This is a genomic window from Agrobacterium sp. 10MFCol1.1 (assembly GCF_000381165.1).
GTDB lineage: Bacteria > Pseudomonadota > Alphaproteobacteria > Rhizobiales > Rhizobiaceae > Agrobacterium > Agrobacterium tumefaciens.
This window is the reverse complement of sequence record NZ_KB906077.1, coordinates 207,162-220,700: the sequence shown is the minus strand read 5'-3', so window position 1 is coordinate 220,700 and position 13,539 is coordinate 207,162. Positions and strand designations below refer to the sequence as shown.

13 protein-coding genes are annotated in these 13,539 nt (G+C 58.3%); 9 read left to right on the top strand and 4 right to left on the bottom strand.

Annotation, left to right across the window (positions count from 1 at the left end; all coding sequences use genetic code 11):
• Nucleotides 1-13: 13 nt before the first annotated feature.
• From mtaB to F617_RS0116290, 3 genes are all read right to left on the bottom strand, one after another.
• Nucleotides 14-1,288 (bottom strand): tRNA (N(6)-L-threonylcarbamoyladenosine(37)-C(2))-methylthiotransferase MtaB, encoded by a 1,275-nt coding sequence (gene mtaB, locus F617_RS0116300; RefSeq protein WP_019566026.1) that lies wholly within the window; start codon nucleotides 1,286-1,288, stop codon nucleotides 14-16.
• Nucleotides 1,285-2,187, bottom strand: a complete 903-nt coding sequence (gene dapF, locus F617_RS0116295) for a diaminopimelate epimerase (RefSeq protein WP_019566025.1) — start codon at nucleotides 2,185-2,187, stop codon at nucleotides 1,285-1,287. The genes mtaB and dapF overlap by 4 nt, the downstream gene beginning before the upstream one ends.
• Nucleotides 2,188-2,308: 121 nt before the next feature.
• On the bottom strand, nucleotides 2,309-3,424 hold the full coding sequence (locus tag F617_RS0116290) for an MBL fold metallo-hydrolase (protein ID WP_013636923.1): 1,116 nt from the start codon (nucleotides 3,422-3,424) through the stop codon (nucleotides 2,309-2,311).
• A 282-nt stretch (nucleotides 3,425-3,706) separates the two neighbouring features.
• Between F617_RS0116290 and ffh the strand changes: the two genes are divergently transcribed.
• From ffh to trmD, 5 genes are all read left to right on the top strand, one after another.
• Nucleotides 3,707-5,278 carry a signal recognition particle protein gene (gene ffh, locus F617_RS0116285; protein WP_003516616.1) on the top strand — a complete coding sequence of 524 codons (1,572 nt, stop codon included), beginning with the start codon at nucleotides 3,707-3,709 and terminating at the stop codon, nucleotides 5,276-5,278.
• Nucleotides 5,279-5,289: 11 nt separating this feature from the next.
• Nucleotides 5,290-5,607 carry a chorismate mutase gene (locus F617_RS0116280; protein WP_013636924.1) on the top strand — a complete coding sequence of 106 codons (318 nt, stop codon included), beginning with the start codon at nucleotides 5,290-5,292 and terminating at the stop codon, nucleotides 5,605-5,607.
• A 33-nt stretch (nucleotides 5,608-5,640) separates the two neighbouring features.
• A complete protein-coding gene (gene rpsP, locus F617_RS0116275) occupies nucleotides 5,641-6,018 on the top strand; it encodes a 30S ribosomal protein S16 (protein WP_003516612.1) in 378 nt (125 codons plus the stop codon).
• Nucleotides 6,019-6,222: 204 nt separating this feature from the next.
• Nucleotides 6,223-6,789 (top strand): ribosome maturation factor RimM, encoded by a 567-nt coding sequence (gene rimM / locus F617_RS0116270; RefSeq protein WP_003516610.1) that lies wholly within the window; start codon nucleotides 6,223-6,225, stop codon nucleotides 6,787-6,789.
• A gap of 4 nt (nucleotides 6,790-6,793) precedes the next feature.
• Complete coding sequence (trmD, locus tag F617_RS0116265; protein ID WP_019566023.1) at nucleotides 6,794-7,483, top strand: tRNA (guanosine(37)-N1)-methyltransferase TrmD; 690 nt, start codon at nucleotides 6,794-6,796, stop codon at nucleotides 7,481-7,483.
• On the opposite strand, the gene F617_RS0116260 is transcribed toward trmD, so the two are convergent.
• Complete coding sequence (locus tag F617_RS0116260; protein WP_003516607.1) at nucleotides 7,480-8,226, bottom strand: sulfite exporter TauE/SafE family protein; 747 nt, start codon at nucleotides 8,224-8,226, stop codon at nucleotides 7,480-7,482. The genes trmD and F617_RS0116260 overlap by 4 nt on opposite strands.
• A gap of 267 nt (nucleotides 8,227-8,493) precedes the next feature.
• On the opposite strand from F617_RS0116260, the gene rplS reads away from it, so the two are divergent.
• The 4 genes from rplS to F617_RS0116240 all read left to right on the top strand — a co-directional run bounded on the left by rplS (nucleotide 8,494) and on the right by F617_RS0116240 (nucleotide 13,468).
• On the top strand, nucleotides 8,494-9,033 hold the full coding sequence (gene rplS, locus F617_RS0116255) for a 50S ribosomal protein L19 (protein ID WP_003492508.1): 540 nt from the start codon (nucleotides 8,494-8,496) through the stop codon (nucleotides 9,031-9,033).
• Between the two features lie 249 nt (nucleotides 9,034-9,282).
• Nucleotides 9,283-11,019, top strand: a complete 1,737-nt coding sequence (locus F617_RS0116250; protein WP_019566022.1) for a type I secretion system permease/ATPase — start codon at nucleotides 9,283-9,285, stop codon at nucleotides 11,017-11,019.
• Complete coding sequence (locus F617_RS0116245; protein WP_019566021.1) at nucleotides 11,012-12,325, top strand: HlyD family type I secretion periplasmic adaptor subunit; 1,314 nt, start codon at nucleotides 11,012-11,014, stop codon at nucleotides 12,323-12,325. The genes F617_RS0116250 and F617_RS0116245 overlap by 8 nt, the downstream gene beginning before the upstream one ends.
• 180 nt (nucleotides 12,326-12,505) lie before the next feature.
• A complete protein-coding gene (locus F617_RS0116240) occupies nucleotides 12,506-13,468 on the top strand; it encodes a hypothetical protein (protein WP_019566020.1) in 963 nt (320 codons plus the stop codon).
• Nucleotides 13,469-13,539: the final 71 nt, after the last annotated feature.

The window sequence follows — 13,539 nt, the reverse complement described above, 5'->3', positions numbered from 1 at the left end:
TTCCTGTGCCGCTTCAGGCCGCGTCCGCTGCGAGAAGCTTCATGTTCAGATGTTTGCCGTTGTGGCCGGTAATCTCAACCTGCGCAAGAGTGCGCGGGAGAAGATCGGGCGCCGCCACCAGCGTGAAATTGTCGGTATGCGCAAAACCGGTGTTTTCAACGAGGATCGTTTGCGTCGAACCAACCATATTTTGCAGATGCACGAGCCTGAGTGCCTCGCCACGTTCGCGAAGCCTCGCCGCCCGCTCCTTCACCAGCGCACGGTCGAGCTGCGGCATACGCGCCGCCGGCGTGCCGGCACGCGGGCTGTAGGGAAATACGTGCAGGCTGGAAATGCCGCATTCTTCCGCAAGCGTCGCGGCGTTTTCGAACATCTCTTCGTTCTCGGTCGGAAAACCGGCGATCATATCAGCACCGAATGCGATATCCGGCCGGAGCGACCGCACCTCGTGACAGAAACGGATGGCATCGGCCCGCAAATGACGGCGTTTCATGCGTTTCAGGATCATGTCGTCGCCATGCTGGAGGGACAGGTGAAGATGCGGCATGAAACGCGCCTCACCTGCAATCAGATCCATCAGATGGTGGTCAGCCTCGATGCTGTCGATCGAGGATAGCCGAAGTCTCAAGATTTCCGGCACCTGCTTCAGCAATGTTTTGGCGAGAAGCCCTAGCGAAGGTTCGCCCGGCAGGTCGGCACCGTAGCTGGTAGCATCCACTCCGGTCAGCACGATTTCGCAATAACCGCTTTCCACCAGCCTGCGCGCCTGCTCCACCACAGCGCCCATCGGCACGGAGCGGGAATTGCCCCGCCCATAGGGAATGATGCAGAAGGTACAGCGATGATCGCAGCCGTTCTGCACCTGAATGAAGGCACGGACATGCCCGTCAATGTGCTTGACCATCTGCGGCGCCGTCGCCTTGATGCTCATGATGTCGTTGACGCGCAGCTTTTCTTCCGCCGAAACGCCGAAATCCGGCAGTGCGCGATAGGAGGCGCTTTTCAGCTTTTCCTCATTGCCCAGCACCGCATCCACTTCGGGCATCTCGGCAAAGGTCTGTTTTTCAGTCTGGGCAGCACAGCCGGTCACGATGATGCGCGCATGCGGATTGTCGCGCCTTGCCCGACGGATGGCCTGGCGCGCCTGGCGCACCGCCTCGCCCGTCACCGCGCAGGTATTGACCAAGACGGCATTGTTGAGCCCGGCCTTTTCGGCCTCCGCCCGCATCACTTCCGATTCATAGGTATTGAGACGGCAGCCGAAGGTTATGACCTCGACGCCGCTCATATGGCCCCCTGCTCAGCCACGGCATCGCGCGAAAAGGCGCCGCTGATGGGATCGACCATGCCGGACCATTCCCATTCGGCCGGCCCCGTCATGATGACGTGGTTGTCCTCGCGCCACTCAACTGTCAGCGGCACACGCACAGGGCTGGAGGCGACATCGATGGTGACCTTCCTGCCCGTGCGGCCGGTGCGCGCAGCGGAAACGGCAGCGGCACATGCGGCAGAACCGCAGGCGAGCGTCAGCCCGGCGCCGCGCTCCCAGGTGCGGGTGCGAAGCGCACTGTCGGAAATAACCTGTGCCAGGGTGATATTGGCCTTTTCAGGGAACATCGGGTGGTTTTCCAGAAGCGGACCAAAGCGTTCCAGATCGAACTCCATCGGATCGCGATCCACCCAAAAAATGGCGTGCGGGTTTCCCATGGACATGACGGCGGGCGAATGCAGGATTGGCGCGTCGATCGGCCCGATCTGCAACTCGATGCGGCTCGTATCGTGGAACTCTTCAGAAAGCGGAATGTCGCTCCAGCGAAAACGCGGCAGGCCCATATCAACGGAAATCATGCCGTCTTCATGCTCGACGGCGTTCAGGATGCCCGCCACCGTCTGGAAGGTGAAGGTGGTCTTGCCGGTTTCAGAGGACAGCGCCTGCACCACGCAGCGCGTGCCGTTGCCGCAGGCCTGCGCCTTCGTGCCGTCGCAATTGAGGATATCGATGAATGCATCGGTGCCGCCGACACGCGGATCGTGGATTGCCATGATCTGATCGAACTGCGTGGCGGGATCGGCATTGAGCGCAATGGCCGCCGCAGGCGTCACCATATCCCTGCGGCCGCGCATGTCGACAACGAGGATCTTGTTGCCAAGCCCGTTCATCTTCGCAAATTCGACCGTATCCGCCATCGTACTGAACCTGAAAACTACCTGAAACCGGAATAAAGACGGGCTTTGCCCGCACTTTCGCTCTATATGGCGGAAAGGACGGCAAATTACCAGACTGTTGCGGCGCAAACCGCTGAGCCGCTCAGGCGGAAGGTACGTCGAAGACTTCGCCGGGCCGCATGGGCTGGAAGCGGCTCTCGTCTATCCCCTGCTCAGCAAGCGCTGCCTTCAGCGCGACAAGAGGAGCTTCGACCGCTTCATCGGTCAGTTGCACAGTGCCCCAATGGTGGCCGCAGACATGTGCCGCACCGCAGATCTTCATGCCTTCCACGGCTTCCGCAGGGTTCTGGTGCTGGCCCTTCATGAACCAGCGCGGCTCATAGGCGCCAAACGGCAGGTTGGCGAGACGGAACTCACCGTGTTTCTTGCGCGCGGCGTGATAATTGAGGCCGTCGTGGAAGCCGGTGTCGCCGATATGATAAATCTTGCCATAAGGCGTTTCGATGACGAAGGCCGCCCACAGCGCCATGCGCCGGTCGTTCAGCCCACGCGCCGACCAATGGTGGCACGGCTCGAAATGAATTTTGACCGAACCAATCTCAAGGACATCGCCCCAGTCCCCCACCTTGATGCGCGCTGCCTCGACGCCGGTGCGGATGATGGCGTCATTGCCAAGCGGCGTGATGAAAAGCGGCTTGTGCGCCACATGCAGGCGCTTCAGCGTTTCCATATCCAGATGGTCGTAGTGATTATGCGTCACCAGCACCAGATCGATCGGCGGCAAATCCTCAAAACGGATGCCCGGCGGGTTGACGCGTTTGGGACCGGCGAAGCTGAACGGGCTGGTACGCTGCGACCACACCGGATCGATGAGAATATTCAGCCCTGCCGTCTGGATGAGAAAGGAGGCGTGACCGACGAAGGTGACGCGAATGTCCTTGCCGTCGATGCGGGGCTCCGGCTTTGCGAACGGAAACGGGCTGGGGTAGTTTTCCGGCCACGTGGCGCGCTCGCCGTTGAAGCGCCATTTCAGGAGGCCCATGAAATTACCGGGCGGCGAGCCGCCGGGATTGAAGAAACGCACCCCGTCGAAATGATCGGAGACCGGCCCACTATAATAGGCGCTGGCGTTAGAGCGGCGCGCAAACAGGCCGCCGCCCGCAAGAGCAAGCAGACCAAGTGCGGAAAAACGAAAGAAGTTTCGACGTTTCATGGGAAAGGTATAAGAAGCCAGGCGACGCCGTTCAAGCACCGCCATCGCAGCTTTCGTCTGATCACGCAAAGATGACAATGCATGCTTTGCCGCATGAAAATCGGCACTGTCTTGACTTTCACGGCACTTTCCTGTTTATCGCGGCCAATCAGCTGGCAGTTTCATGACTCCAAGCCGCCGACCGGGACCCGCAAAGGTATAAAGAGATCCCGGAGGTCAACACCCGACAGCGCGATGCGCCCTCGGGTGCTTTTTGGCTTTGCGTCTTGTTTTTGGCAGCGAAAGCACCGACGTTTCGGAGACCCCGGAACGAAGAAGGAAGAAACGATGTTTGAAAACCTCCAGGACCGCCTTGGTTCCATTCTGAATGGACTGACCGGCCGTGGCGCGCTGACGGAAGCCGATGTTGCCGCCGCCCTGCGCGAGGTTCGCCGTGCGCTTCTTGAAGCGGACGTTGCGCTGGAAGTCGTGCGTTCCTTCACCGACAAGGTGCGTGAAAAGGCTGTCGGCGCAGCCGTTCTGAAATCCATCAAGCCCGGCCAGATGGTCGTCAAGATCGTGCATGACGAACTTGTCGAGATGCTCGGCACCGAAGGCGTCTCGATCGATCTGCATGCGGCCGCCCCCGTCGTCATAATGATGGTGGGTCTGCAGGGTTCGGGCAAGACCACGACCACAGGCAAGATCGCCAAGCGCCTGACCGACCGCGACAAGAAGAAGGTGCTGATGGCATCTCTCGACACGCGCCGTCCGGCCGCACAGGAACAGCTTCGCCAACTGGGCGTGCAGACCGGTGTCGACACGCTGCCGGTCATCGCCGGCCAGTCGCCGACAGATATCGCCGCACGCGCCGTGCAGGCCGCCAAGCTCGGCGGCCATGACGTCGTCATTCTCGACACCGCCGGCCGCACCCATATCGACGAACCCTTGATGCTGGAAATGGCCGACATCAAGAAGAAGTCCAACCCGCATGAAATCCTGCTGGTCGCGGATTCGCTGACCGGTCAGGACGCCGTCAATCTGGCGCGCAACTTCGATGAACGCGTCGGCATCACCGGTCTCGTGCTCACCCGTATGGATGGCGACGGGCGCGGTGGTGCGGCCCTCTCCATGCGCGCCGTCACCGGCAAGCCGATCAAGCTGATCGGTATCGGCGAGCGCATGAACGAACTCGACGAGTTCCATCCGCGCCGTATAGCCGACCGTATTCTCGGCATGGGCGACATTGTCTCGCTAGTCGAGAAGGCTGCCGAAAATATTGATGCGGAAAAAGCCCGCGCCATGGCCGAGAAGATGGCCAAGGGCAAGTTCGACCTCAACGATCTCTCCGACCAGCTTGCCCAGATGAAGAAGATGGGTGGCATGGGCGGCATCATGGGGCTGATGCCCGGCATGGCCGGCATGAAGGACAAGATGGCTTCCGCAGGCCTCAACGACAAGATGTTCGACCGCCAGATCGCCATCATCTCGTCGATGACCAAGGCTGAACGCGCCAATCCCGATATCCTCAAACACAGCCGCAAAAAGCGCATCGCCGCCGGTTCCGGCACCGATGCCGCCGAAATCAACAAGCTCTTGAAGATGCACCGTGGCATGGCCGACATGATGAAAGCCATGGGCGGCAAGGGCAAGGGCGGCATCATGAAGCAGATGATGGGCGGCCTTGCGGGCAAGATGGGGCTTGGTGGCATGATGGGCGGCGGCATGCCTGATCTGTCGAACATCGACCCGAAGCAGCTCGAAGCGCTTCAAAAACAGGCTGAAGCTGCCGGTCTTGGCAAGCCGGGCGCAATGCCCGGTCTCGGTGGTCTGCCCGGCGGGCTACCCGGTCTGGGCGGGACAAAGCTGCCGGGTCTTGGCGGCATGCCGGGCCTGCCCGGCTTCCCGAAAAAGAAGTGAGGGCGACGCCAGTGAACAACGCAGAAGTGAAAGCCCAGCTTTCCGAATACCGCCAGTCGATCGACAATATCGATGCCGCACTGGTTCACATTCTTGCCGAACGTTTCCGCTGTACCAAGGCGGTGGGCGTGCTGAAGGCAAAATACAATTTGCCGCCGGCGGACCCGGCGCGCGAGGAATACCAGATCGAACGCCTTCGCCGTCTGGCAAAGGATGCCAATCTGGATCCGGATTTCGCCGAGAAGTTTCTAAACTTCGTCATCAAGGAAGTCATCCGGCATCATGAAGCAATAGCCGCCGAACATGGCGGTAATGAAAAGACCGCCTAACCGGCGGACAAGCTATCTCAAGGAGTAAATAACATGGCACTTAAAATTCGTCTCGCACGCGGTGGTTCCAAGAAGCGCCCGTACTACCAGATCGTCGTTGCTGACGCCCGTTCGCCCCGCGACGGCCGTTTCCTCGAGAAGGTCGGTTCCTGGAACCCGATGCTCGCCAAGGACAACCCGCAGCGCATCGAGCTGAAGGCTGACCTCATCAAGGAATGGATCGCCAAGGGCGCACAGCCGACCGACCGCGTTCTGCGCTTCCTCGCAGAGGCAGGCCTTGCCGATCGCGCCGCTCGCAGCAACCCGGAAAAGGCACTGCCGGGCAAGCGCGCTCTGGAACGCGTTGCAGAAAAGAAGCAGAAGGCTGAAGACGCAGCTGCTGCCGCAGCAGAAGCTTCTGCTGCAGAATAATCTGCGATAGAATTTTAGAGAACGGGTGGCGTGGTTTTCCATGCCGCCCGTTTTTTGTTTATTTTGGTATGAACAAACTTTAGAGCGTCAGGAACTATGCTCTAACGCGTTGGATCTGCGCATTGTGCCCTGTGAAAATCGATTCCGATTTTCACGCTGATGCTGTAAACCAGACGCAACCAACACCAGAAGACGGACGGCCCGATGGCAAAGCTGGAAAACCCGATACTCATGGCAAAGATCGGCGGCGCACAGGGATTGCGCGGCGAAGTCCGCGTCAGCACCTATACGGACGAACCGATGGCGCTCGGCGATTACGGCAATCTGGTGAGCGCCGATGGCCGCGTCTTCGAAATTCTGGAAGTCCGCGAGGGCAAGAATGTGGTTGTCGTCCGCTTCAGGGGTATCAACGACCGCAATGCGGCGGAAAGCCTGAACGGGCTCGAACTGTTCATCGAACGCGACAATCTGCCGGATGACGAGCTGGACGACGACGAATTTTATTATGCCGACCTCGAAGGGCTGGAAGCCGTCGATGCCGAAGGCAAAAGCTATGGCGCCGTCAGCGCGGTTTACGATTTCGGCGCAGGCGATCTCCTGGAGCTGAAAGGTGCCGGCCGCCGTCCCGCGCTCATCCCCTTTTCGGAAGCAGCCGTGCTTGAAATCGATCTCGAGGCGAGACGCATTCTCATCGATCCCATGGCTGCCGGCCTGATCGACAATCCGGACGACAAAGACGAAACAGGCGCATCGCCTTTCGGCAAGAAATAAGGCCATGACGTTCAAGGCTACAGTTCTGACGCTCTACCCGGAAATGTTTCCCGGGCATCTCGGATATTCGCTGGCGGGCAAGGCGCTGGAGCGCAAGCAATGGTCACTTGAGGCCGTGCAGATCCGTGAATTCGCCACCGACAGGCACAGAAGCGTGGACGACACACCGGCAGGCGGCGGCGCCGGCATGGTGCTGAAACCCGACATTCTGGCCGCAGCCATCGACCATGTTTCAGATGGAGATACGCGACCGCGTCTGCTGATGAGCCCGCGCGGCAAGCCACTGTCGCAGGACCGAGTGCGCGAACTGGCGGCAGGCGACGGCGCGATTATCGTGTGTGGCCGCTTCGAAGGCGTCGACCAGCGGGTCATAGAGGCGCGCGGGTTGGAGGAAGTGTCGATCGGCGATTACATTCTCTCCGGCGGCGAGCCGGCCGCCCTGACGCTTCTGGACGCCATTGTCCGCATTCTGCCGGGCGTCATGGGCAACGATCTCTCAGGCGTGCATGAGAGCTTCGAGGGTGGGCTTCTGGAGCATCCGCACTACACCCGTCCGCAGGTCTGGGAAGGCCGCGACATCCCAGCCGTTCTCACCTCTGGCAATCACGCCGTCATCGACAAATGGCGGCACGAGCAGGCGCTGGCGTTGACGAAGGAAAGACGGCCTGACCTGCTGGAAAAGGCCAAGGTTTAAACCGAGACGAAATAATAGGCCGTCAGCACCAGCCCGACGGCAATGACCAGCCAGCGGATGATCCACTGCGGCACCCGCCTTGCCGTGTGCACCCCCACATATCCGCCAAGCGCGGCCGCCGGGAACATGATGAGGGCGGCCCACCAGGAAACGACGCCGCCGCTGACGAAGATCGTAATGGCGATGATCGCGATCACCACCGAGAGCAGGTTCTTCAGGGCATTCAGATGATGATAGCTGCCACCCGAGGTCATTCCGAGGATGGCCAGCATCATGATGCCCATACCCGCCCCGAAAAAACCACCATAGATGGAGGCGAGCCCCTGAAAGAAGAGGCTCGGCACATTACCGGGTGAACGCTCGGCACTGGCCTTCGGTCGTAGCCACGGGCCAGCGGCGAAAACAACGGTTGCGGCCAGAAGCAACCACGGCACAAGCTGGCGGAAGGAGGGGTTGTCGAGCGACAGGAGCAAAAGCGACCCCGCCAGCCCGCCGACGATGGAGACGGCCGACAGGAGGATCGCCTCGCGCCAGTGGGCGCGGATTTCAGGCCCGTAGGCGATCACGGAGGTGATGTAACCGGGAAACTGCACGATCGCCGAAGTGGCATTGGCGACAATCGGCGGCAGGCCTGCAAGCGTCATCGCCCCGAAGGTCAAAAAGGTGCCGCCACCGGCGATCGCATTGACCACGCCAGATAGAAAGCCGGTCGCAAACAGCATCATGATAATAAGTACGGACATGGCCCCTCCCAAGGTTTTCATGCCATAACCGGGGAAACGCACCTTCGCAACAGCCCGTACGTCGCCCACAATTGATAAAATATTGTCATGAAGGGATGACAAATGGCGCTGCCTCGTGTATGTGCCCGCGTGGAATTGGGGTTTTCCCCTTTAACCGCAAGCAAAGAATGGCGAACCCGCTCCTGCCGCACGGCATGGTCTGAAGGCATTGACCGACAGACGAAACGTTGAGCGCTCTGGCTGTTTCAGAAGAAATCAGAGGTTAACATGACCAATATCATTCAGCAGCTGGAAGCCGAACAGGCTGCCAAGATCGAAGCAAAGCGCACCCTGCCTGAGTTTTCTCCGGGCGACACGCTGCGCGTCAACGTGCGCGTTACCGAAGGTAACCGTACCCGCGTTCAGGCTTACGAAGGCGTTTGCATCGCCCGTTCCGGCGGCGGCCTTTCCGAGAGCTTCACCGTTCGCAAGATCTCCTACGGCGAAGGCGTCGAGCGCGTATTCCCGATCTACTCCCCGCTGGTCGAAGGCGTTGAAATCGTTCGCCGCGGTAAGGTTCGCCGCGCGAAGCTCTACTACCTGCGCGATCGTCGCGGCAAGGCTGCCCGTATCGTTGAAAACACCGGTACGCGCGCCCGCAAGCTGAACGAATCCGAGCGCCAGGCAGTCGCCGAAGAAAAGGCACGTCTGGAAGCTGAAAAGGTAGCAGCAGCACAGGCTCTCGCCGCCGAAAAGGCAGCAGCCGAAGCAGCAGAAGCCAAGGCAGCGGAAGAAGCAGCAAAGGCTGCGGAAACTGCAGCGGAATAAGATTTCCATTTTGATGGATTTATGGAGAAGGCGGTCTTTGGACCGCCTTTTTTGTTGCATCGATGCGCCATAACACTCTGGTGGGCGACATAGCGTCACGTCCAGCCTTCGACCCCATCTCCGTATCGACAGATCAAGATCAAAGTCGTATTGCTACTTATCTCTTTGCCTAATTTATTTAGAACATTCTCTAATAGCATTGCCTAGTTTCACTTATTGTGCAATTTTCGCGCAGTTTTAGGTGTTGATATGTTTTTTTTTAATTCTTTTTTAACAAAAAATAAGCGCGCTTTCTTCGCTGTCGGCCTTGCCAGCGCACTCATGAATATTCTCAATCTTTCCGGCTCCCTTTTCATGCTGGAGGTTTATGACCGGATTCTGCCGAGCAAGAGTATTCCTTCTCTTGTCGCTCTCGTTGTTCTGCTGGTTATTCTCTATGCCTTTCTCGTGGGGTTCGATGCTCTGCGCGGCCGGATATTGGCTCGCATCTCGGACAATATGGACGACGAGCTCAATCAGAAGCTCTTCAGGGCATCAATCAGCGCACCACTTGCCGCCTACGGCAAGGTAGACGGGCTGCAGATCGTCGGCGATCTCGATCAGATACGTCAATTTCTGTCCGGGCCGGGACCAGCAGCTTTCTTTGATATTCCCTGGCTGCCCATCTATCTGCTGATCTGTTTTGCCTTGCATCCCTGGATCGGTTTTGCCGTGCTTGGCGGCGCCCTGGTCCTTGTTGTGCTGACGCTCGTAACCAACTGGCTGACCGAAAGGGCGACCAAACAGGCCTACACCGTGCGCGGACAGAGAAATGCACTCGTCGGCAGCAGCCAGCGCAACATCGAGTCCATAAGAACCATGGGCATGATGAATGCGGTGACGTCGATGTGGGACGATCTGCACTCCAATTACCGCGCCGTCACACTCTCGACGTCGGACACGGCGGGCATGCTCGCCGCGATTTCCCGAACATTCCGCCTTTTGTTACAGTCGGGTGTGATGGCAATCGGCGCCCTGCTGGTTATCGAGGGGCATGCGTCAGCGGGTAGCATCATCGCAGGCTCCATCCTCTCGGCCAAAGCGCTGGGCCCTGTCGAACACGCAATTGCAAACTGGCGCAGCTTCATGACTGCGAGACAGGGCTGGAAACGCATCAACGAGTTTCTCGAACTCGTACCGGAACCTGCACAGCCGCTTTCCCTGCCGCCACCGAAATATACCGTTGCCATCGATCGCGTGACCGGCGGTCCGCCCAATGGTGCGCGAGATACCGTGGCCGATATTTCCTTCACGTTGAACGCGGGCGATGGCCTTGGCATCATTGGGCCGAGCGCTTCCGGTAAATCCACGCTGGCACGTTTGATAACCGGTATCTGGCCCTATGAGCGCGGCTCCGTGCGCTTCGATGGGGCCGCACTGAACCAGTGGGATTTCGAGGTTCTCGGTAAATCCATCGGTTACATGCCCCAGCAGGTGGAGCTGATGCCAGGCACGGTCGCGCAAAATATCGCGCGCTTCGACCGTGACGCAACGGCGGAAGCCATCGTTTCGGCAGCCAAGGCCGCTCAGGTTCATGATCTCATCCTGAACCTGCCCAACGGTTACGACACCTATATCGGCGACCGTGGAGAGGCATTGTCAGGCGGGCAAAAACAGCGCATCGGCCTGGCGCGGGCACTTTTTGGGGAGCCGTTCTTTGTCATCCTCGATGAGCCGAACTCCAATCTGGACAGCGAAGGCGAGGCAGCCTTGCGCAACGCCATCGGCGACATAAGGGCGCGGGGCGGCATCGTGGTCGTCATTGCCCATCGTCCGAGCGCCATCGAAAGCGTCAATCTTGTGATGGTGATGAGCAACGGCCGCATGCTTCGCTTCGGCACCAAGGAAGAGGTGCTTGCGCAAATCCTTCGTCAAAATATTCGCCAGGTGCCGGAAACAGAAGAAGAAGTACGTAAGCTGGAAAGCCGGGTGGGTGAAAATGGTTGAGGGAGAAAAAACCGGCGTGACGAAAACATCTATCGTCAAACACTCAACCGCCGTAGTCGTTCTTGCTGCCGGCCTTCTTTTCGGCCTGGGTGGCTGGGCGGCTCTCGCGAAGCTTTCGGGGGCGGTCGTCGCCACGGGCCGGGTCGTTGTCGAAGGCAACTCCAAGAAAATTCAGCACCTTTCCGGCGGTATTGTCAGCCAGATCAATGTTGCGGAAGGTGACACGGTGGAGGCCGGTCAGGTTTTGCTGCGGCTGAGTGGCACGATCGTTCAGGCAAACCTGTCCATTGTCGAAAATACGCTCGCGCAGCTTTATGCACGCCGCGCGCGTCTGCGTGCCGAAATCTCCGACGCCACCTCTTTCACAACGCCGGAAGATCTGGCCGTCTTGACCAATTCGAAAGCTGCCAAAACATTCATCGACAGTGAGCAGAACCTTTTCAACAGCCGTCGCAGTGCACTGATCGGCATGAAGAAGCAATTGGTAACGCGCAAGGATCAGCTAGCCGATGAAGCGCGGGGCATGGACGTGCAGATTGAGGCGACCAACAATGAACTTGCTATCGTAAGGGAAGACGTCTCAAAGACACGGGAGCTATATGCCAAGGGGCTGGTAACGCTTCAGCGCCTCAACCTTCTCAAGCGGCAGCTTTCCAATCTCGAAGGTCAGCAGGGCCAGTATATGGCCGCGCGTGCGCAGACGGTAGGCAAGCTGAGCGAAATGGACTTGCAGTCGCTTCAGCTTGACGAGGACCGCAAGTCCGAGGTCACAAAAGATCTGACGTCAATCGAAGCCACCGTTGCGGAATACGAGGAACGGCTTGCGGCAACACGCGACCAGCTCGACCGCCTCGATATTCGCTCGCCGATTGCGGGGCGTATCTACCAGCTGTCGGTGCACAACATAAACGGCGTCATCCAGCCGGGCGAAGTGCTTATGCTGGTGGTGCCGGCAAAGGAAGATCTTGCAATCGACGCCAATGTTCTTCCAAACGACATAGACCAAATCTATGTCGGGCAGCCAGTGACCATTCGGTTCACGGCTTTCAATCAGAGCACGACGCCGGATGTAAGCGCTGAAGTCGCAGTCGTCGCCCCGGACTTGCAGACAGATTCCCGAAGCGGGGCGTCATTTTACGCACTGCGCATCAAGCCGAGCAAAACTGGAATGGACCATATACCAGGTGGACGGTTGTATCCGGGCATGCCGGCCGAAGTCTTCATACAGACAAGCGAAAGAAGCGTTCTTTCCTATTTTGTCAAACCGTTCCAGGACAGGCTTAGAAAGACGTTCCTGCAGGAATAAAAGACTTACATTACATGTTTTCTTAGAAACGATTCGTAAATACACCAAGAGCGAGAATTTTTCCAAAAAAAACAATTTCTCATATTGTCTTGCCATTTATAATGTACTAATTATCACCCGCAATATTTATTAAATTTAATTTCGATACATCGAATTCTCAAAAATTTATAGGAGAGTAAAATGGCGTTAAAAGTAACTTTCGGTAATGGCGGCGCGGCATCGGTTTCGTCGCTCACCAGCCTGATCGATCAGGAAGCATATAAGCTCCTCACGGAATCCACAGCACAGGTCAAAAACGGCTCTACGCTCGATTCAGGCGCTGTCAGCGTTGGCGCTGTGGCGGTTGCCGGTACCGGTGCTGGTGGCACTGTCGATGTCGGCTACGACCCCAACGCAAACGGCTTCACATTTGACGTATCCTCGGCATGGAATTCGGTGAAGAACGCTCTCGCCCAGTCTGACACCTCTGAAAACCTTAAGTTCAAGGATTTCGTACAGGTAGACGTTCACCTCGGCGGCACCGGTTCGTCCACCGTTGAAGTTCTCAATGCCAAGCGCGGTAACATCACGACCGGCGCAGGCAACGACACGGTTACCGTATCTGTCGTTTCGAACGAAAAGACCTGGGTCAACAATTTCAACATCGACACCGGCGCAGGCAACGACACGATCACCGTCAAGGCCGGCGCTGCCTTCAATGACACGTCGGCTGCGGGCACGGGCGGTCTTGCCGCCAATACCGGCGCTGTGAATGGTGGTGCTGGTATCACCGACGGCAGCTACACCTCCGTCAAGATCGATGCCGGTGCGGGTAACGACTCTATCGACCTGAGCGGTGTAAAGCTCGCTTCGTCGCTGGTCACCGGTGGCAAGGGCATCGACCACATCATCGCAAGCGGTGGCGCCGATACCTTCGTCTTCAATCTGGGTGACATGGCGAAGAGCTTTGCCACAGATACCATCGAAGGCTTCAACGCCTCCATGGACAAGCTCAAGCTGGTCGGTACAGTGATCGATAACTGGGCGGTTTCGACCTATGATAACGATACCGTCCTCAGCTACAACGTTACTGGCGAGCACAAGGGTGAGAAGATCATTCTCTCCGGCGTTCACCTGACCGGCAGCGATTGGTTTACGGCGTAATTTCTCTCGAAGAGAATTTCATCGGTTACCGTTTAAATGGATCATGGCCCGGACATATCCGGGCCATGATT